The 20,081-nt window shown below is 72.4% G+C and carries 15 protein-coding genes; 11 read left to right on the top strand and 4 right to left on the bottom strand.

Annotated elements, in window-relative coordinates; genetic code table 11:
* Positions 1 to 22 precede the first annotated feature (22 nt).
* Together O7615_RS25465 and O7615_RS25460 are read right to left on the bottom strand one after the other, a co-directional pair.
* Complete coding sequence (locus O7615_RS25465) at positions 23 to 1,363, bottom strand: extracellular solute-binding protein (RefSeq protein ID WP_278180316.1); 1,341 nt, start codon at positions 1,361 to 1,363, stop codon at positions 23 to 25.
* Between the two features lie 19 nt (positions 1,364 to 1,382).
* The gene (locus O7615_RS25460; protein WP_278180315.1) at positions 1,383 to 2,513 is read right to left on the bottom strand and encodes a LacI family DNA-binding transcriptional regulator; all 1,131 of its coding nucleotides are present in this window, start codon (positions 2,511 to 2,513) and stop codon (positions 1,383 to 1,385) included.
* A gap of 235 nt (positions 2,514 to 2,748) precedes the next feature.
* Here O7615_RS25460 and O7615_RS25455 point away from each other — a divergent pair, with 235 nt between their 5' ends.
* The 10 genes from O7615_RS25455 (at position 2,749) to O7615_RS25410 (ending at position 16,893) form a co-directional block, all read left to right on the top strand.
* A complete protein-coding gene (locus O7615_RS25455; RefSeq protein WP_278180314.1) occupies positions 2,749 to 4,077 on the top strand; it encodes a Gfo/Idh/MocA family oxidoreductase in 1,329 nt (442 codons plus the stop codon).
* Positions 4,078 to 4,101: 24 nt separating this feature from the next.
* Entirely contained in the window at positions 4,102 to 5,529 is a 1,428-nt protein-coding gene (uxaC, locus tag O7615_RS25450; protein ID WP_278180313.1) for a glucuronate isomerase, read from the top strand.
* Positions 5,530 to 5,584: 55 nt separating this feature from the next.
* A complete protein-coding gene (locus O7615_RS25445) occupies positions 5,585 to 6,889 on the top strand; it encodes an enolase C-terminal domain-like protein (RefSeq protein ID WP_278180312.1) in 1,305 nt (434 codons plus the stop codon).
* Positions 6,880 to 8,370, top strand: coding sequence for a mannitol dehydrogenase family protein (locus O7615_RS25440; RefSeq protein ID WP_278180311.1), 1,491 nt, complete (start codon positions 6,880 to 6,882; stop codon positions 8,368 to 8,370). The genes O7615_RS25445 and O7615_RS25440 overlap by 10 nt, the downstream gene beginning before the upstream one ends.
* Positions 8,371 to 8,435: 65 nt before the next feature.
* On the top strand, positions 8,436 to 9,590 hold the full coding sequence (locus O7615_RS25435; RefSeq protein ID WP_278180310.1) for a Gfo/Idh/MocA family oxidoreductase: 1,155 nt from the start codon (positions 8,436 to 8,438) through the stop codon (positions 9,588 to 9,590).
* 216 nt (positions 9,591 to 9,806) lie between these two features.
* Positions 9,807 to 11,207, top strand: coding sequence for a pectate lyase (locus O7615_RS25430; protein WP_278180309.1), 1,401 nt, complete (start codon positions 9,807 to 9,809; stop codon positions 11,205 to 11,207).
* Between the two features lie 66 nt (positions 11,208 to 11,273).
* Complete coding sequence (locus O7615_RS25425) at positions 11,274 to 12,845, top strand: pectate lyase (RefSeq protein WP_278180308.1); 1,572 nt, start codon at positions 11,274 to 11,276, stop codon at positions 12,843 to 12,845.
* A gap of 257 nt (positions 12,846 to 13,102) precedes the next feature.
* Positions 13,103 to 14,878 (top strand): AAA family ATPase, encoded by a 1,776-nt coding sequence (locus O7615_RS25420; RefSeq protein ID WP_278180307.1) that lies wholly within the window; start codon positions 13,103 to 13,105, stop codon positions 14,876 to 14,878.
* Entirely contained in the window at positions 14,781 to 15,893 is a 1,113-nt protein-coding gene (locus O7615_RS25415; protein ID WP_278182225.1) for an AAA domain-containing protein, read from the top strand. The genes O7615_RS25420 and O7615_RS25415 overlap by 98 nt, the downstream gene beginning before the upstream one ends.
* Positions 15,894 to 16,038: 145 nt before the next feature.
* Entirely contained in the window at positions 16,039 to 16,893 is an 855-nt protein-coding gene (locus tag O7615_RS25410; RefSeq protein ID WP_278180306.1) for a hypothetical protein, read from the top strand.
* Between the two features lie 8 nt (positions 16,894 to 16,901).
* On the opposite strand, the gene O7615_RS25405 is transcribed toward O7615_RS25410, so the two are convergent.
* Together O7615_RS25405 and O7615_RS25400 are read right to left on the bottom strand one after the other, a co-directional pair.
* Positions 16,902 to 17,837 (bottom strand): hypothetical protein, encoded by a 936-nt coding sequence (locus tag O7615_RS25405; protein ID WP_278180305.1) that lies wholly within the window; start codon positions 17,835 to 17,837, stop codon positions 16,902 to 16,904.
* A gap of 194 nt (positions 17,838 to 18,031) precedes the next feature.
* Entirely contained in the window at positions 18,032 to 18,973 is a 942-nt protein-coding gene (locus tag O7615_RS25400; protein ID WP_278180304.1) for a DUF559 domain-containing protein, read from the bottom strand.
* A 347-nt stretch (positions 18,974 to 19,320) separates the two neighbouring features.
* Here O7615_RS25400 and O7615_RS25395 point away from each other — a divergent pair, with 347 nt between their 5' ends.
* Entirely contained in the window at positions 19,321 to 20,064 is a 744-nt protein-coding gene (locus O7615_RS25395; RefSeq protein ID WP_278180303.1) for an HD domain-containing protein, read from the top strand.
* The last annotated feature ends 17 nt before the right edge of the window (positions 20,065 to 20,081 follow it).

Below are 20,081 nucleotides of genomic sequence, written 5' to 3'. Positions count from 1 at the left end.
TCCTCTCCGGGTACTGCGGCGGTCAGGAGGCGATTGCCGCCTTGCATGCCTCGACGAACTGGGCGGCGGCCTCGGCCGGGGTGGCCCGGCCGTACTGGGCGTTCTCGGCGGCCTTGGTCAGCTCGGCGCGGACCTTGCTGTGGCCCTTGATCGGCACCTGGGGCGACTCGCCGAACGTCTCGGCCAGCTCGGTCTCCACGGCGATCGACTGCTTCATCGCCTCGTCGGTGGTGCCGTCGCTGACCACCTGGCGCAGGTCCAGGTTGGACGGCAGGCCACGGTCGGTGCCGAGCAGCTTGACCGCGTCCGGGTCGTTGGCCAGGAAGTTGATCACGTCCACCGCGATGTCGGCGTTCTTGCTGCCCCGGAAGACCGACCAGTACATCGAGGCGCGGGCCCACTGGGCGCTCGGGTCACCCGGGTAGGCGATGACGCCCAGCTCGTCGGCGGTGTTCTTCTTCAGCTCGGGCATCTGGTTGACCCAGACCCAACTGGTGCCGGCCTTGCCGGTGACCACGAGCTGCTTGGTGATGTCGGTGGCGTTGCCCTCGTGGATGACGTCGGCGGGGGGCGTGGCGCCCCGGTCCCGCGCGCCCTTCCACAGCTCGAACCACTTGGTCACGTCCTCGGCGGTGAACCCGAGGTCGGTGCCGGAGTAGAGGTCCTTGCCCTGCTGGCGCAGCCAGACCCAGAACGCCTTGTAGTCGGCGCTGGGGTCCTGGGTGCCGGGGACGCCGGTCTTCTTGCTGACCGCCTCGGCCCAGGCGATGTGCTCCTCCCAGCTCATCCCGGTGGTCGGCTCGGGCAGGCCGTTGTTGGTCAGCAGCGTCTTGTTGTAGACCAGGCCCTGGGTGTTCTCCCCGGAGGCCAGGCCGGCGAGCTTGCCGTCGACCACGCCGTACTGGAGCAGGCTGGGCGGGAACTTCGAGGTGTCCAGGTCACCGGAGTCCTGGTACGGCGTGAGGTCCAGGGTGGTGTTGCGGGCCGCGTACTCGGCGAGGAAGTTGTCGTCGATCTGGAAGATGTCCGGCGGGTTGCCGCCGGCGGTCAGCGTGGCCAGCTTGTCGAAGTAGCCCTGGTTGGCCTGCCAGGTCTTCTCGAACTCCACGTCGGGGTTCTTCTGCGTGTAGAGGTCCAACGCCTGCTCGGTCAGCTGGGCCCGGGCCTCACCGCCCCACCAGAAGATGGAGACCTTGGTCTTGCCGTCGGATCCGGCGTCGTCGCCGCAGGCCGCGGCCGCGCCGACCATCGGCAGGGCCACGACCGCGGCGAGCAGGCCGCGCAGCAACCGGCGGCGGAGCAGGGGGGTACGGTAGGTGCGCCCGTCGGGCGCGCTGGCGGTGGGGTGCGTTGCGGGGTGCATGTGCGCTCTCTCCTCGGCGTTAGGAGGCGACGACGTCACCGGCGGCCACGATCGGGCTGCCCGGGTCCGCACGGCGATGCGGGCCCGGGCCTGCGGCAGCGGCACCGGGACGTTCCCGGCCGGCATAGGGGCCCGGCGCGGTGGAGTCGCGGATGACCAACTCGGTCTGGAGCATTACCTGTGCGGTGGTACGACGGACGCCGACAGCCACCCCGGCACCGCTGCCCCGCCCGGTGCGCGGAGCCTCGGTGTCCTGTTGCAGCAACATGTCGACGGCCGTCCGGCCGGCGGCCGCGGTAGGCGTGGCCACCGTCGTCAGCTTGGGGCGGGTCAGCCGGCTGAGGGAGATGTCGTCGACCCCCACGACACTGACCTCCTGCGGCACCCGGACCCCGAGTGCGTCGAGCCCTTCGAGGAGGCCGATCGCCATCAGGTCGTTGTAGGCGAGCACGGCGGTGACGCCGGCCCGGCGGACCTGCTCCGCCTGGGCCAGACCGCCCGTCTCGGTGGGCGGGTTGGGGCCGAGCACGGTCAGGTCGGCCCCGGCGGCCCGGGCCGCCGCGCTGGCGGCCCGCCGGATCTCCCGGCTGGTCCAGGAGCCGCGCGGCCCGCCGAGCAGGGCGATCTCCCGGTGGCCCAGCCCGGCCAGGTGCTCGATGGCCGACCGCGCGCCCTGCCCGACGTCCATCAGTACGCACGGCAGGCCGGCCAGCTGGCGGTTGACCACCACCAGCGGGACCTCCCGGCTGAGCTGCTCGATCAGGCTGTTGCTCATCCGGGGGCTGCACAGCAGCACCCCGTCGACCTGCTTGGCCAGGGCGTGGACCAGTTCCTCCTCGGCGGCGGCGTCCTCGTTGGTGTCGGCCACGAAGACGTGGTAGTCGCGGTGGCGGGCCTGGCTCTCCGCCGCCTTGATCAGCGGCGGGAAGAACGGGTTGGCGATGTCGGCGATGATCAGCCCGATGTTGTGCGTACGGCCGGTGATGAGTGCGCGGGCGGCCCGGTTGGGCCGGTAACCCAGATCCTCGGCGCACGCCAGCACCCGTACCCGGGTCTCCGGGTTGACCAGGTGGGGTGCGGAGAAGGTGCGGGAGACCGTGGAGATGTGCACTCCGGAGGCCCGCGCGACATCCCGGATGGTGACTGGCATTCAGGCCCCCTTCGTCGATGTGTCGGCGGTCACGGTGCGCCAATTAATGCAAACGGTTGCTCCAGTGTCAACGGCGAATGGTTACAGCTGTGTTTCGACGGCGCTCTCGCCATGCGCTCCAACAGGTACTAACCGGATCAAACGCCACCGATTTGCGGCGCCTCGTTGACTCCGGCCGATCGAGCGTGGTTACTTCAGTGCAAAGGTTTGCACAAAGATCGAGGAGGATCGGTCCGTGTCACCGCAACCCGGCAGGCGATCCCGGCACGCCGTGGTCGGCACCGGCGCCCGCGCCGAGATGTTCGTCCGGGCCCTGGTCCGCGACCACGCGGACACCGCCGAGTTGGTCGCCTTCGCCGACGTCAACCAGGCCCGGATGGACGCGCACAACCGGTGGCTCGGCGAGCTGGGCCACCCGCCGGTGCCGACGTACCAGGCCGGTGACTTCACCGCGATGCTGGCCAAGGAGCGCGTCGACGTGGTGCTGGTGACCTCGGTGGACGTCACCCACGACCAGTACGTGGTGGCCGCTCTGGAGGCCGGTTGCGACGTGGTCACCGAGAAGCCGATGACCACCGACGCGCCGCGCTGCCAGCGCATCCTCGACGCGGTGCGGCGCACCGGCCGGCGGGTGACGGTGGCCTTCAACTACCGCTACAACCCGCTGCACGAGCAGCTGCGCCGGCTGCTCGCCGAGGGCGCGGTCGGTGAGATCGGCTCGGTGCACTTCGAGTGGCTGCTGGACGTGCGCCACGGCGCCGACTACTTCCGCCGCTGGCACCGGGACAAGGCCAGCTCCGGCGGGCTGATGGTGCACAAGGCCAGCCACCACTTCGACCTGGTCAACTGGTGGCTGGACGCCACGCCCGTGCAGGTCTATGCCGCCGGCCGGCTGTTCTTCTACGGTGCCGCCGGCCGCCGGCACGGCTACGCCCGGGACTACGACCGGGCGCACGGCAGCCCGGCCGCCGACGACGACCCGTTCGCGCTGCGCCTGGCCGAGCATCCCCGGCTGCGGGAGCTGTATCTCGACGCCGAGGCCGTCGACGGGTACCACCGCGACCGCAACGTCTTCGCCCCCGGGGTGAGCATCGAGGACGACATGGCGGTGCTGGCCACCTACTCCACCGGCGCGACCATGACCTACCACCTCACCGCGTACGCGCCCTGGGAGGGTTACCGGGTGATGGTCAACGGCAGCCGGGGCCGGCTCGAACTGGAGGTCACCGAGAGCGAGTTCGTCAGCCCGGCCGCGGCCGGCGCGCTCAAGGGGGCCGCCCTGCACGGCGACCAGGCCGCCGCCGAGGGCGGCGCGGCTACCCTGACCCTGCGCCCCTTCTGGTCTCCACCCCAGCGCATCGAGGTCGACGGGTACACCCGGCACGGCCACGGCGGGGCGGACGCCCGGATGACCCGGGTGCTGTTCGGCGGCGTACCCGATCCACTGCATCGCGCGGCCAGCGCCCGCGACGGCGCGCTGGCCCTGCTCACCGGCCTGGCCGCCAACCGGTCCTTCGACACCGGCGCCCCCGTGCGGGTCGCCGACCTGCTCACCCTCGACTGACCTCGACCACAGGAGCCGCACCCCGTGCCCACCTCGACCCGACCCGACCTGCTCCTCCCCGCCGAGCCGGGCCAACGCGCGCTGGCCCGGGAGTTGTACGCGCTGGTGGCGCAGCTGCCCATCATCTCACCGCACGGGCACGTCGACCCGGCGATGCTGGCCGAGGACCAGCCGTTCCCCGACCCGTCCCAGTTGCTCATCGTGCCCGACCACTACGTGACCCGGATGCTGCTCAGCCAGGGCGTCGCCCCGGGCGAGCTGGGCGTGCCCAGCCACGACGGCAGCCCGGTGGAGACCGACGGGCGGCGGATCTGGCGCCGCTTCGCCGACCACTGGCACCTGTTCCGGGGCACCCCGTCGCGGCTGTGGCTGGAGCAGACCTTCACCGAGGTGTTCGGCGTCGACACCCGACTCACCCGGCAGACCGCCGACGAGGTGTACGACGCGCTGGCCGCCCGGCTCGCCGAGCCCGACTTCCGGCCCCGGGCGCTGTTCGAGCGGTTCAACATCGAGGTGCTCGCCACCACCGAGTCCCCCCTGGACGACCTGGGCCGGCACGCCAAGCTCGCCGCCGACGGCTGGGGCGGTCCGGGCGGGCGGGTGGTCACCACGTTCCGCCCGGACAACGTGGTGGACCCGGACTTCGAGGGCTGGTCGGACAATGTCGACCGGCTCGGCGAGATCGCCGGGGAGGACACCGGTACGTACGCCGGCTACCTGGCCGCCCTGCGCTCGCGCCGGGCCGCGTTCATCGGCGCGGGTGCCACCTCCTCCGACCACGGCCACCCCACCGCCCGCACCCTCGACCTGGGCGCCGGCGCGGCGACGCTGTTCGACCGGCTCCGCCGGGGCGCGGCGGAGCCCGGCGACGCCGAGGCGTTCCGCGCCCACATGCTGGTGGAGTTCGCCCGGATGTCGCTCGACGACGGCCTGGTCATGCAGCTGCACCCGGGCGCGGTGCGCAACCACAACCGGTGGCTGCACGCCCGGCACGGCCGCGACGTCGGCGGCGACATCCCGCAGGTCACCGAGTACGTGCACGCCCTCGCCCCGCTGCTGGACGCGTACGGCAACGATCCCCGGCTGCGGGTGGTGCTCTACACCCTCGACGAGGACACCTTCACCCGGGAACTGGCGCCGCTGGCCGGCGGATACGCCGCCCTGCTGCTCGGCGCGCCCTGGTGGTTCCTGGACTCCCCCGAGGTGCTGCGCCGGTTCCGCGAGACGGTCACCGAGACGGCCGGCTTCTACAACACCGCCGGGTTCGTCGACGACACCCGGGCGTTCTGCTCCATCCCGGTCCGCCACGACGTGGCGCGCCGCATCGACGCCGGCTTCCTGGCCCGGCTGGTCGCCGAGCACCGGTTGCCCATGGACGAGGCGGCCGAGACCGTCGTCGACCTCGCGTACCGGCTGCCGAAGCAGGTCTTCAAGTTCGGGGAGGCACGGTGAGCGCGAGGAGCGCAGCGCAGCGGAGCACCGCAGTCGCGAACGAAAGGGCAGCTCAGTGACGGTTACCATCACCGGGGTCACCGTGCACGACGTGCGGTTCCCGACCGCCGCCAGCGGCGACGGCTCCGACGCGATCAACCGCGGTGACTACTCGGCCACCTACGTGGAGCTGAGCACCGACGGCGGGCCCACCGGCGCGGGGTTCACCTTCACCAACGGCCGCGGCAACGAGATCACCTGCGCCGCGGTACGCGCCCTGCAACACCACGTGACCGGCCGTACGATCGACGAGATCGCCGCCGAGCCGGTGGCCTTCTGGCGCTCCCTCGTCGCCGACGTGCAGCTGCGCTGGCTGGGCCCGGAGAAGGGGGTCATCCACATGGCCACCGGCGCGCTGGTCAACGCGGTGTGGGATCTGCGGGCCAAGCTGGCCGGCAAGCCGATGTGGCGCTATCTGGCCGAGCTGTCCACCGAGGAACTGGTGGCCAACGTCGACTTCCGGCACATCACCGACGCGCTCACCCCCGACCAGGCCGCCGCGATCCTCGACAAGGGACGCGACGGGCTCGCCGACCGGCTCGCGGTGCTGGAGCGCGACGGCTTCCCCTCGTACACCACCTCGGTCGGCTGGCTCGGCTATCCCGACGACAAGGTGCGGTCCCTGACCCGCGCCGCGTACGCGGCGGGCTGGCGGGCGATGAAGATGAAGGTCGGCGGCCCGCCCGCCGACGACCTGCGCCGCGCCCGGATCATCCGGGCGGAGATCGGCCCGGACGCGCTGCTGATGATGGACGCCAACCAGGTGTGGGACGTCGACGAGGCGATCACCAACATGACCGCCCTCGCCGAGGTCGACCCGTACTGGATCGAGGAGCCGACGCACGCCGACGACGTGCTCGGCCATGCCCGCATCGCCCGCGCGATGGCCGAGCTGACCGGCGGGCGGTGCCGGGTCGCCACCGGCGAGGTCGCCGCCAACAAAGTCATCTTCAAGCAGCTGTTGCAGGCCGAGGCGATCGGCGTCATGCAGATCGACGCCTGCCGGGTGGGCGGGGTCAACGAGATCCTCGCCGAGATCCTGATGGCCGCGGAGTTCGGCGTGCCGGTCTGCCCGCACGCCGGGGGCGTCGGCCTCTGCGAGTACGTGCAGCACCTGGCGATCTTCGACTACCTGCGGGTGGGCACCAGTCTGGAGGGACGGATGGTGGAGTACGTGGACCACCTGCACGAGCACTTCGTCGACCCGGTACGCACCCGCGACGGGCGCTACCTGCTGCCGACCGCACCCGGCTACAGCGCCACCATGCACCCCGAGTCGATCGCCACCTTCCGTTTCCCGGACGGCCCGGCGTGGCGGTGACCGTGGGCGCGTCCCGGCTGGGCCTCGGCGCGCTGCGCCGGCTGCCGGTCGAGGCCCGGCCACTGGTCCGCCCGGGCGCGGTGCCCGCCGGCGTGGTCCACCTCGGGCTCGGCGCGTTCCACCGCGCCCACCAGGCGGTCTACACCGAGCGGGCGATCGGCCTGGCCGGCGGCGACTGGGGCATCGTCGGCGTGGCCCCGCGCAACGCCGACGTGGTCGACACCCTCGCCGCGCAGGACAACCTCTTCAGCGTCAGCACGCTCTCCGCCGCCGACTCGCACACCCGGGTGATCGGCGCGCTGGCCGGGGTGCGACTGGCCACGGCCGACCCGCTGGCGGTGGTGGCCCTGCTGGCCGACCCGGCGATCCGGGTGGTCACGCTGACGGTGACCGAGAAGGCGTACCAACTCGACCCGGCGGGCGGCGCGCTGCGCCCGGATCCGGCGCTGGTCGCCGACCTGACCAGCGACCGGCCACCGGCCACCGTGCCGGGGCTGCTGGTCCGTGGCCTGCTGGCCCGGGCCGCCGCCGACGCCGGGCCGATCGCCCTGGTCAGCTGCGACAACCTGCCCGCCAACGGCCGCCGGCTGCGCGGCCTGGTGACCCAGTCCCTGGCGTACGCGGGCACGCCGCAACCGATCCTCGACTGGGTCGGGGCGCAGGTCGGCTTCCCCGGCACCATGGTGGACCGGATCGTCCCGGCCAGCACCCCGGAGACCCTGGCGGCGGCCCGCCGGGCGCTCGGCGTCGCGGATCTCGCGGCGGTGGCGGCCGAGCCGTACACCCAGTGGGTCATCGAGGACGACTTCCCCGGTGGCCGGCCCGCCTGGGATGACGCCGGGGCGGTGCTCTGCGCCGACGCCGGCCCCTGGGAGCGGCTGAAGTTGCGCGGCCTCAACGGGGTGCACTCGGCCATCGCGTACCTCGGCGCCCTGGCCGGCTGCGAGACGATCGCGGAGACCCTCGCGCTGCCGCACCTGACCACCGTGCTGCGCCGGCTGATCGCCGAGGACGTCGCGGCCAGCTTCGCCCCGCCCGACGGGGTCGACGTGGTCGACTACGGCGAGCAGGTGCTGGAACGCTTCGCCAACCCGGCAATCCGGCACCGCACCCTCCAGGTGGCGATGGACGGCTCGCAGAAGCTGCCGCAGCGGATCCTGCACACCATCGCCGACCTGCGCGCGGCCGGCCGTAGCGCCCGGTGGGCCGCACTGGTCGTCGCCGCCTGGATCCGGTTCGCCCAGGGCACCGCCGACGACGGCCGGTCGCTGCCGCTCGACGACCCCCTCGCGGAACGGATCCGGGCGGCACTGGCCGCCGCGCCGCGGACCCCCACCGGCGCCGTCGACGCGATGCTCGCGCTCGACGAGGTCGTCCCGCCCGAGGTGGCCGCCGACCCGCAGGTCCGCGCCGACGTGGTCGCCTGGCTCACCGACCTGCACCAGCACGGCGTCCCCGCCACCCTGGCCGGTGCGACATGAGCGAGAGGACGGGCCCGCTACTGACGCCTGAGGTAGCGGAGGGGCCCCCTGTTAACGTTCCGCGGGTGGCGCTGGTCGGCGCCAACGGGCACGGGCGGTGGCACCGGCGCGTGATCGGCGGGCTGCACGACGCCGGGCAGCTGCGCCTGGCCGCGCTGGTGGACACCCGGCCGATCGAGCAGGAGCCGGCGGCCCCGGTGCCGGCCGGCACCCCGACCTTCACCGATTACCGGGCGATGCTCGCCGAGGTCACACCGGACGTGGTGGTCATCTGCACCCCGCCGCACACCCACCTGCCGATCGCCCGGGACGCGGTGATCGCCGGCGCCGACGTGCTGCTGGAGAAGCCGCCGGTGCTCTGCACCGCCGAGCACGAGGAGCTGGCCGGGGCGCTGGCCCGCACCGGTCGGGTGGCGCAGGTCGGCTTCCAGGCGCTCGGCTCGGCGGCGCTGACCGCGCTGACCGACGCGATGTCGGCCGGCCGGGTGGGCGCGGTGAGCGGCATCGCCACGCTGGCCGCGTGGCAGCGCCCGGACGCCTACTACGCCCGCGCGCCCTGGGCCGGCCGGCGTACCGTCGACGGCCGGCCGGTGCTCGACGGCGCGCTGGCCAACCCCCTGGCCCACGCGGTGATGCAGTGCCTGGCGATCGCCGAGGCCGTCGGCGGCGGGCCGGTGGCGCCGGTCAGCATCGAGGTGGAGCGGTACCGGGTGCGGCCGATCGAGGTCGACGACACCGCCATGCTGCGGGTACGACCGCGGCACGGTCCACCGATCGTGGCGGCGGTGACCCTCGCCGGGGAGGACTTCCTCGCCGGGGAGGTGCGGGTCACCGGCGACGCCGGGCGGGCGGTCCTGGAATACCCGTCCGACCGGTTGCTGCTGCCCGGCGAGACGGCTGCCCGCGAGGTGCCCGGCCGGCGCGGGCTGCTGGAGAACCTGCTCGCCCACCGGGCCGCTCCCGGGGTGCCACTGATCGCACCGCTGGCCCGCACCGCACCCTTCACCGCCGTGCTGACCGCCCTGCAGGCGGCGCCCGCACCGACGCTGCTCGGCGGCGGGCTGGTCGACGCCGTCGGCGACGGCCCGCAGCGGGTGCTGCGGGTGCGGGGCATCAACGAGGTGCTGCGCCGGGTCGCCGAGCAGGGCGCACTGCCGTCGGAACTCGGCGTGTCCTGGGCGGTGCCACCATGGCGGGCCGTTCTGGCCGGGCCGGAATAGGAGGCAGCACCGCAACGGACCTACAAATACCCGATCCCGCCAGGGTCGAGGTCAACGCGATGACCAGCAGCTTCCCGACCGGTACACGTCGGGGCGATCCCGGCCGAAAGTAATTACTGCAACAAAGCTGCACATGATACATATTGACCGCCATAAAAACATAACCGTAACCTTCGTCACTAATACGAAACAACGACGAAGGAGCGGGACGAGCCGATGCGCAGACTCGCCGCCGGCGCGGCATTGATCACTCTCACCCTGACCGTCGCACCCACCCCGGCGGTGGCACACCCACCGGCCGGCGACGGCGGCGCGGTCGCCCTGTCCGGGCCCCGCCCCGCGCCCGGCGGCGCGGCGGCGCTGTCACCCCTGGCCCGCCAGCTCGGCCGGCAGGCGCTGCCCGCCCGCGACGGCTGGGCCGCGGCCGGACCCGGCACCACCGGCGGCTCCACCGCCGCGACCGACCAGGTCCACGTGGTCAGCAGCCGCACCGAACTGGTCACCGCGCTCGGTGGCGACAACGCCACCAACGCGACGAACTCCACCCCGAAGATCGTGTACGTCACCGGCACCATCGACGGGTTCGAGGACGCGGACGGCCGGCTGCTCGACTGCACCGACCTCGCCGACCCCGGGTACTCCCTGGAGACCTACCTGGCCGCGTACGACCCGGCGGTGTGGGGCCGGGTGGCACCGAGCGGGCCGGTGGAGGAGGCCCGGGTGCGGTCGGTGACCAACCAGACCCGGCAGACCCAGATCAACGTCGGCCCGAACACGACCCTCGTCGGGCTGCGCGGGGCGCGGCTGACCGGCCTCACCCTGATGATCGACCGGGCCCCGAACGTCATCGTCCGCAACATCACCTTCGACGACGCCCGGGACTGCTTCCCGGCGTGGTCCCCCACCGACGGCGAGACCGGCAACTGGAACTCGCAGTACGACCAGGTCTCGGTGCGGCGCAGCGAGAACGTCTGGATCGACCACAACACGTTCACCGACGGCGACAACCCCGACAGCGCCCAGCCGACCTACTTCGGGCGCCCCTACCAGGTGCACGACGGCTCGCTGGACATCACCCACACCGCCAGCCTGGTCACCGCCTCCTGGAACCGGTTCGTCGGCCGGGACAAGCTGATGCTGATCGGCTCGTCCAACACCGTCGGCCCCGACGTCGGCCGGCTCGACGTCACCCTGCACCACAACCTCTTCGACGGCGGGCTCCAGCGGCTGCCCCGGGTCCGCTTCGGCCGGGTGGACGTCTACAACAACGCCTACCGGCTCGGCGGCGACGGCTTCGAGTACGCCATCGGCGTCGGCGTGCAGTCCGCCGTGTACGCGGAGAACAACCACTTCGTGCTCGGCACCGGCATCAGCGCCGCCGACCTGCTCTACGACTGGGACGGCACCGCCATCACCACCCGGGGCAACTGGGTCGACCCGGCCGGCGGGCTGCCCCGCCCGGTGGACCTGGTGGCCGCCTACAACGCCGTACACGACCCGGATCTGAGCCCCGACGCCGGTTGGACGCCGACGCTGCGCCACGGGCCGGTGCTACCCGCGCCGCTGGTGCCGCTCGTGGTCGGCCCGCTCGCCGGCGCCGACCGCCTGCCGCTGTAGCCCCGGCCGGAAACCCCATCACGGCATCGCAGCACCACCACCGATAACAAGGAAGGTGAGACGAGGATGAGACGACCAGTCGCACTGCGACTCCTGGCCGGGCTGGCCGCCACCGCCATGGGAGCCGCGGTATGCGTGGCCCTGACGACACCGCAGGCGTCGGCAGCGGTCGGCAGCGCCACCGGCTTCGCGACCCGCAACGGTGGCACCACCGGCGGTACGGGCGGGCAGACCGTACGCGCCACCACCGGAACCCAGATCCACGCCGCCCTCTGCGGCCGGGCCAGCAGCAGCACCCCGATCATCATCCAGGTCGAGGGAACCATCAACCACGGCAACACCACCAAGGTGTCGGGGTCGAGCTGCAACACCGCCGCCGACGTGATCGAACTCAAGCAGATCAGCAACGTCACGATCCTCGGCGTCGGCAACGGGGCGATCTTCGACCAGATCGGCATCCACATCCGCGAGGCCAGCAACATCATCATTCAGAACGTGACCGTCCGGAACGTCAAGAAGTCGGGCTCGCCCACGTCCAACGGCGGCGACGCCATCGGCATGGAGGCCAACGTCCGCAACGTCTGGGTCGACCACGTCACGCTGCTGGCCTCCGGTGGTGAATCGCAGGGGTTCGACGGTCTCTTCGACCTGAAGAACAACACCCAGTACGTCACGCTGTCCTACAGCATCCTGCGCAACTCCGGCCGTGGCGGGCTCATCGGGTCCAGCGAGAGCGACCTGTCGAACGGCTACGTCACGTTCCACCACAACCTGTACGAGAACATCGACTCCCGCGCGCCCCTGCTGCGCGGCGGCGTCGCGCACATCTACAACAACCACTACGTACGGCTCAACGAGTCCGGCATCAACTCCCGGGCCGGTGCACAGGCCAGGGTGGACAACAACTACTTCCAGAACTCCAAGGACGTGCTGGGCACCTTCTACACCAACCAGGCCGGCTACTGGCAGGTCAACGGCAACATCTTCGACAACGTGACCTGGTCGTCCCGCAGCGGCGACACCAACCCGGCCGGCCCCAACCCGCAGTCGAACACCAGCGTCAGCATCCCGTACTCGTACAGCCTCGACGCGGCCAGCTGCGTGCCGAGCATCGTCAGCCAGACGGCCGGCGCCAACCGGGGCATCCGCACCTCGAACGGCAACTGCACGCCGCAGAGCCCGACCGCCGGACCGACCAGCACCACGCCGCCGCCGAACCCCACCACTCCCCCGCCGACCAGCAACCCCACGCCGACGCCGAGCCAGCCCAGCGGCACCAACCTGAGCATCGGTGCCGACTCCGACGGCTCCAGCAAGGCCAGCGGCACCAGCTACGGCGACGTGCGCGACGGCAACATGAACACCGCCTGGTCACCGAGCGGCGCGACCGGCCAGATCTCGATCAAGTGGGGTTCCGCCACCACCGTGTCCAGGATCAACATCCGTGAGGCCTCCGGCGCCACCGGCAACATCCGGAACTGGCGGGTCCTCAACCACGACAACGGCGCCGTCCTGGCCTCCGGCACCGGCGCCGGCGTCATCACCTTCGCGGCAACCTCGCTGCGCAAGGTCACCTTCGACATCACCAGCTCGACCGGCACGCCGAGGGTCGCCGAGTTCGAGACGTACGCCAGCTAGCGGCTGTGCGCCGGCGTACCCGCCGACGCCGGACCCGTGGGTGGGACCGTCAGCCCTGACGGCCCACCCACCTCCCGCTGTACGCCCTTTGCTCTGCTTCAACCCACGCACCGGCAGCGCCCCGGAAGCGATGCGTCCAGTGAAGCAGAGCAAGGGGGTGCCGGGCAGGTACCGATCGCCGGCCGGGGCCGGCCGGGCCGGCCACGGAACGTGGGCCCGCGTTCGGCCTCGCCGTCGTACGGCAGAATCTGCGGGCGATGCACGCGGCGGCCATTCTCACCGCGCTCGCCGACCTGGCTCCGGCCGGCGCCGAGCGGATCTTCGACGTCTCCGGGACCGGGCGACCACTGGTCTGGCTCTCCGAGCCGGACCGAGGCCCGCGCGGAGCCCGGCTGGACCGTCTGGCGGCACTGGACGCGCTGCACCGTGACGAGCGCATCCTCCGCCGTGGCCTGGTCTTCCTGGTCGGCGGGGCGGACGTGGACGGCGCCCGGCGGCGGATCCGCCTGCCGCTGCTGGCCCAGCCGGTGCGCCTGGAGCGGCACCGTCGCGGCTACTGGGTCGAACCCGCCGGAGACCTCGAACTGACCCCGCTGATCGAGGACCGGGACCTCGCCGCCCGACTGGAGGCCGCGCCGGGGCTCGCCGGACCCGGCTGGCTGACCGCGACCGACACCGCCGGGTGGATAACCACGGCGGCCGAGGCCGCCGGGCTGACGGTGGACGCGGTCGTACCGCGGCCGCCCCGCAGCGTCGACGACACCGTCCTCACCGCCGTCGCCGCCGCCGCGATCTTCGTCAGCCGCGACGTGTCCGCCGGCCGGTTCCGGGACACCCTGCGCGGCTGGGCGGGCCGTCCCGGACTGCCGGACACGGCGCTGAGCCGGCTCTACCTCGGCACGAGCGGCACCACGGCCGACCCCACGGCCGACGCCACGGGCGACCCCGTCAACGGCGGGACCGACGACGTCCTGTCGCCGCTGCCGCTGAACGACGCACAACGCGAGGTGGTCCGACGGGTCCGGACCGAACCCGTGGTGGTGGTCTCCGGCGCGCCGGGCAACGGCAAGAGCCATGCCCTGGTCGCCGCCGCGCTGGACGCCGTGGGCCGGGGCGGGTCGGTGCTGGTGGCGACCCAGTCGGTACACGCCGCTGAGGTGCTGGGCGAGTTGCTGCGCCGGCACCCCGGGCCGCCCCCGGTGCTCTTCGGCGACGCCGAGCGGCGCGGAGCCATCGCCGCCGACCTGACCGGCGGGGTGCCAGCCGGCGTGGACGACGCACGGCTGCGCGCGGACGCCGCCGCCGTGGCGGCCGCCCGGGACCGCGTCAGCGCCGTTCGGGCCGGGATCGTGGCGACCCTGGAACTGGAACGACTCGCCGCCGCCCTACCCGGCTGGCAGCCGCTGCTGCCCGCCCTGAGCCACGATGCTCCGGCGGTGTTCGAGCCGGGCGCCGACCTGGCCGCGATCCGCGCCGCCCTGGACGGCGCGAGTCGCGACGGGGACGGCTGGTGGCGGAGCCTGCGGCGCGCGCACGCCGCCCGGCGGCTCCGACGGCTGACCGGCGCCGCCCCCGGCGTACCGATGGAACGGCTGCGGGCCGCGGTGGACGCCGCGGACACCGTGCGCGCCGCCGCGCGACTGTCCAACCAGCGGCGGTACGGACCTGACGGCCGCCTGGCGCGGGCTGGCCGAGGCGGACACCGCACTCGCCGACGCGGTCGGCACCGCCCTGCGGCACCAGGCCACCAGCGCGCGCCGGTGGACGGCGCCGGCCCGGCGGGCCGCCAACGGTCTGGGCACCGCCCTGCGGGCCGGGCGCAACCGCCGCCGGGAACTGCTCGCCGGGCTGAACGCCGACGCCCTGGTGCGGGCCCTGCCCCTGTGGGTCGGCACGGTGGCCGACGTCGAGGACCTGTTGCCGCCGGTGGCCGGCATGTTCGACCTGGTGATACTCGACGAGGCGGCGCACATCGACCAGCTGCGGGCCGCCCCGGTGCTCGCCCGGGCACGACACGCGCTGGTCGCCGGTGATCCACGACAGCTGCGGTTCGTGTCCTTCGTCGCCGACGTGGACGTGGCCGCCGCGCTGCGCCGGCACGGCCTGGAGCGCTACGCCGACCGGCTCGACGTCCGGCGGTCCAGCGCCTTCGACGTGGCCGCCGGAGCCGCGCCGGTCACCTGGCTCGGTGAGCACTACCGGTCCACCCCGCATCTGATCGGGTTCTCCGCGCGGCGGTTCTACGACGGCCGGCTGATGCTGGTCACCCGGCATCCGCGCAACGAGCGGACCGACGCCATCGACGTGGTGCCGGTCGCCGACGCCGTCGTGGTCGACGGCGTCAACCAGGCCGAGGTGGACGCGGTACTCGACCTGGTCCGCGCGTTGGCGGCCCAACCACCCCCGGGCGGCGTCGCGGTGATCAGCCCGTTCCGGGCGCAGGCGGACGCGGTGGAGGCGGCGCTACTGTCGGCGTACGACGTTGACGAGATCGAACGGCTGGCCCTGCGCACGGGAACGGTGCACGCGTTCCAGGGCAGCGAGGCCGACGTGGTGATCGCCTCACTCGGGCTGGTCGACGGCGACCCGCCGGCCCGGCACCGCTTCCTGGCCGAGCCGAATCTGTTCAACGTCCTGGTCACCCGGGCCCGGAGGCATCTCACGGTGGTCACCTCGCTGCGCGCCCCCGAGGGCATCGTCGGCGACTACCTCCGGTACGCCGACCAGCCGCCGCCCGGGCCCGAGCCGGACGCCGCCGGGCCGGACCCGTGGTCGCGCGCGCTCGCCGTCGAGTTGGCCCGGATCGGGCTGGCGGTCCGGCCCGGCTACCCCGTCGGCCGGTGGCGGGTCGACCTGTGCGTCGGCGACGACGCGGACGCGGTCGGGCTGCTCTGCGCGGTGCACCCGGACGGGGTCGCCGCCCACCTGGAACGGCAGCGCACCCTCACCCGCGCCGGCTGGCACCTGTACGACGTGTTCGCCAGCCGCTGGGCCGACGACCCGATCCGAGCCGCCCTCGACCTCGCCGCCCGCATCGCACCACGATGAACGCAGCACAGACAGGCGAACCGGACAGGCTCCTTGAGTACGTCGTGGCGGCCGGGACGTCCGCCAGCCTCGCCACTAGCGTGGCGGGTCGCCAACCGGTGGTATTGATGTAGCGAGAAGCTCTCCGACAGGGGGTCACGGCGGCGTGAGCAATGAGTTTTCCACTCGACGGCAGACCTTCAACGCCCTCGCGCTCGGCGTGCTCCTGGCGCTCATCGGCGTGTCCTTAACGTACGCGTTCACGCCGTTGCTCAAGCAACGTGAGGAGGGCGCGACCGACCCGCTGGTGCTGGGCGAGGCACCGTTCCACGTCAGCGTCCGGGAGGCATACCACGAGGCCGACGACGGCGCGCGGTGGGTGTTCCCGGAGAAGCTGCCGGTCGAGGCGTTCTCGTTCTACCACCAGCAGCCCGGGCAGCCCACTCCCAGTCTTGAGCAGCAGCACGCGGTGACCAGCGAGGCCATGACCTCACTCGGCGGCATGCGGGTCGGCGAGAATTGCAGCCCGGAGTGCGTCTCCGTGTCGCGCTACCGGGTCACCCTCACCGGTAACCGGAAGCAGCCCGTGCACATCGACTCCATGCGGGCCGTGGTGCGGGGAGAGCGGCCCGCGCCCGACGGCACGCTGTTCAACATTCCGCCAGAGGGCGGCGGGCCGGTCGACGTGGTCTACCTCGACCTGGACTCGGCGGACAAGAACGCCGTCACCGTGGACGAGCGGGGGAATCCGACCCGCCGGCACTTCACCGACGTGGAGAACCGGTTCGCAGCGGAGGGGGAGCCGCTGGTCTTCGAGGTCATCGGCGCGACCAATCGACCGGTGCTGTACGAGTGGGAACTGGTGCTGGAGGTGACCCAGGACGGCCGCCAGGAGACGATGGTCGTAGACCTGGGATCGGGTGAGGCGCTGCGCACGATCGGCTGGCTGGCGGTGCCGAAGTACGGCGCGCGGTACAGCACGGATCGGGGCCTCAATCCGAAGATCATTGAGCTGAAGTAGCCCACGCGCTACGGGCGGCCCGCGTAGTGCAGAAACGCGACCTCGTGCCGGAGCGGCGCGGCGTCGCCCTGCTGCACATCGGCAAGCCGAAGAATCTCCACCGTCCAGAACGGGTCGGCCTCGACCCACAGTGGCGCCTCCAGCCGCTGCACGAGAATGCCATGGTCCCCGCAGTGATAGCGGGCGGTGAGCTGATCAGGCAGCGGCGGGTGCGGGCCGCCCCACCGCATCGTGCACCTCGTGCCGTCTCGAAGCTCGATCACCAGAGGCTGGCGCTGATCTTCCGCGGGTGGCTCGATCCGGCCCGGTTTCTTCCGCACCGCATGCCGGCGCAGCTCGTTGCTGCCCGGCATTCCGCAGAGCACCGTCTCGCGGCTCGCCTCGACCCAGCAGGCGTGCGCGCCGAGCGCGAACGGAAAGCACGACACGATGTCCGGCGCGGTGGCGGCGTACGCGGGCGAGCAATCGTCCAGTTTGTATCTCTCACCGGCGTCGGTGACGCGGTAACCGTCAGCCGCGGCGCCGTCGGCGTCCACCGGCGCGAACGTGACCACCTCGGTGCGGTCAGCCGCTCCGGGTACCGGCTTGCTGAACTCGGCGCAGGTCGCTTTCCCGGTCACGTCTTCCAGGCTGGACGTGGTCACGCACACCACGTCCTCCGGCCCCTGCGGCAGCGGTGTGCAGACCTCGACACCGGCCCCCTCTCGGCAGCCCCAGTACAGCAGCACCACCCCGGTCGAGACGACCCCGGTCAGCGAGATCGCGCGCAGCGGCTCATCCGGCTCCTGCAAGACCCGGATGACGGGCAGGCACTCGCCCAGCGCCACCGCCTCAACGCAGCGTTCCTCCTGCCTGCCCTGCACGGAGACCTGCGCCGCGACGGAGGTGAACACCAGCCACACGGGACGGCCCTCGGATCGCGGGCCGTCGCGCAGCAGCCACACGCCGAGCATGCCCACGGCGCCGACAACAACGGCGACGACAAGCGGCAGCAGGAGGCGTCGAGATCTGGCCATCCGGTACCCGACAGTCACGCGCCGCCTCTCCTCGTCCACCCGTCTGGAGGGTCGGGTAGAGCATAAGACCACTCACGCCTGTTCCGATCTCCCTACGCATTACGAGTGCGTCGTTCTGGGGATCACCGGGGTCGGCGGCTGGCCAGGATGGCGAGGGTTTCTTGGCGTACGACCTCCGGCTCGCGCACGAGCCGACGATGGGCGAAACGGACGACCAAAATGCCGACGGTAGCCAGTTGCGCATCGCGGCGCAGGTCGATCTCGCGCTGGCGGGGGTCGCCATGGGTGGTGGCGCCGTCGAGTTCGATGTTGACGCGTTCCGGCTCGGCGAACAGGTCGAGGTAGATGGTGCGGTGCCCGATCGTGATGCGCGCCTGCCGCTGGAACGCCGGCATTCCGGGGCCGGTGAAGACCCGCTCGTGCCCCCAGATCTCCAACGGACTGCGGCAGCCCTCGGCGAGCCGGGTCAGCAGCGTACGCAGCGCGACTCGGTCAGCCAGCCTCGCCGTGCCGTCGAGCGCCGCCCGCAACCGCCCCGGGGTGGTCAGCCGATCGTTGACCGCCCTGATCATCGGCGCTCGCTGCTCGCCCAGGGAAAGCATCGGCCAGGAGTCGACGAGGGCCCGCTCGATGTTGGTCACCGGCAGCCCTCGTCGTACCACCACCGACGGTGGGCCGAGGGTGAGGCGACGGCGCCGGTGGACCCGCACTCCGGGCCGGTTCCGCAGGCCGCTGGCGGCTGGCGTGCTCACGTGCAGCAGTTCCCCGGGCAGCTGTCGGCGCAGCCCCCAGATATCGAGGGCGGTGAGGTGGCTGAGCGCGCCGCGCCCGCGTACCCAGGCGGAGACCGCACGACGGCCGAGAGCCGGGCCGATCCGGGTGAGCGGCGGGACGCTCCGATCGTCGAGCAGGTGCGCTGCCGCGAACACCTCGGGGAGCACCCGCACCAGATCACCGTCGGTGCACGCCCGTTGCAGGATCCACTCCGGCACGACCTGCTCGACGACGGATCGGGTCACCAGGCCGTGGCCGCGCTCCACGAGTTCCGCCAACACTGCGTCCATGCCACCGACCGTGCCGCCCAGCGCCAAGGTCCCACAACGGCGAAGCGCCACACCTGTGGACGACAGGCCCGCTGTGGACAATCCCCATCGCCCACCACGATCTGCTATGGCGCGCCCTGGTCCCTTGAGGTGTGTGTCTCAACGTGGCGGTGTGGCTGTTCACGCGCCGGCGTGTCGAGCAGCCACAGTGCCACGCTCAGGGAGCAGAGGGCTGGGGAGGGCGATCCACTCGTTGTCGGCCACCAGGACGACAGTGCCGTCCAGCTTGGGCAGATCCTCTCAGCCGCCGACGGCGGCGGGCAGCGCCGGTCCACCGGAAGGTGGGGGAGATCGGATATAAGAGACGCATGGAGTTGCCGCCGTACCTGGCCACCATGCCGATGCACGCGATCACCGAGATGCACGGCGAGGCCGGCCTGCGGGAGCGGTTCCGGCTGGAGAGCGAGACGTTCGACGCCGACGACCGGCGCCGCCTCGACGAGGCGCTGGACCTGGCCGCCCGGTTGCACCGCGACGACCGGCGGTCCCGGGAGCCCTACCTCAACCACCTGCTCCGGGTGGCGATCCGGATGATGCACCACTACCAGGTACGCGACATCGACGTGATCGTCGCCGGCCTGCTGCACGACGCCGTCGAGGACCACCCCGCCGAGTTGGCCGCCGACCCGCCCGCCGGCGACCCGCTCGCCGCCGACCCAACCGCCGCAGCTCTGGCCGTGCTCGCCGATCGGTTCGGTCCCCGGGTGGCGCGCCTGGTCGCGGCGGTCACCAACCCGCCGTGGGATCCGGATCGGGACCGCCACCAGCAGTACCACGAGCACGTCGCCGCCAGCCTCGAACGGGAACCGTGGGCCCGGGTGATCAAGGTTTCCGACTTCACCGACAACGGCGTCGGGGTGATCCACTCTGTCGGCCCGAAGGTCGAGTCCTCGGCCCGCAAGTACCGTCCGCTGGTGCCGGTGTACCGCGACCTGGTCACCCGCGCCGACACTCCCCTGTCCGCGCCCGTGAAACAACACATCCTCGAACAGCTCGACCTGGCCGAGGAGCGCTTCAGCGCCATCCTCGACGAGCCCGCCCACCAGCCCTGAGCCGACGAGCCCGCCGC

The sequence above is a fragment of the Micromonospora sp. WMMD1082 genome (assembly GCF_029626175.1).
Classification (GTDB): domain Bacteria; phylum Actinomycetota; class Actinomycetes; order Mycobacteriales; family Micromonosporaceae; genus Micromonospora.
Note: the sequence above shows the minus strand (reverse complement) of the source record. Positions and strands in the feature narration are given on the sequence as shown.

Excerpts from the sequence above, each read along its gene's own strand:
- O7615_RS25465 (WP_278180316.1), bottom strand. The coding sequence starts at position 1,363 with ATGCACCCCGCAACGCACCCCACCGCCAGCGCGCCCGACGGGCGCACC.
- O7615_RS25460 (WP_278180315.1), bottom strand. The coding sequence starts at position 2,513 with ATGCCAGTCACCATCCGGGATGTCGCGCGGGCCTCCGGAGTGCACATC.
- O7615_RS25430 (WP_278180309.1), top strand. The coding sequence starts at position 9,807 with ATGCGCAGACTCGCCGCCGGCGCGGCATTGATCACTCTCACCCTGACC.
- O7615_RS25425 (WP_278180308.1), top strand. The coding sequence starts at position 11,274 with ATGAGACGACCAGTCGCACTGCGACTCCTGGCCGGGCTGGCCGCCACC.
- O7615_RS25420 (WP_278180307.1), top strand. The coding sequence starts at position 13,103 with ATGCACGCGGCGGCCATTCTCACCGCGCTCGCCGACCTGGCTCCGGCC.
- O7615_RS25415 (WP_278182225.1), top strand. The coding sequence starts at position 14,781 with ATGTTCGACCTGGTGATACTCGACGAGGCGGCGCACATCGACCAGCTG.
- O7615_RS25400 (WP_278180304.1), bottom strand. The coding sequence starts at position 18,973 with ATGGACGCAGTGTTGGCGGAACTCGTGGAGCGCGGCCACGGCCTGGTG.
- O7615_RS25395 (WP_278180303.1), top strand. The coding sequence starts at position 19,321 with ATGGAGTTGCCGCCGTACCTGGCCACCATGCCGATGCACGCGATCACC.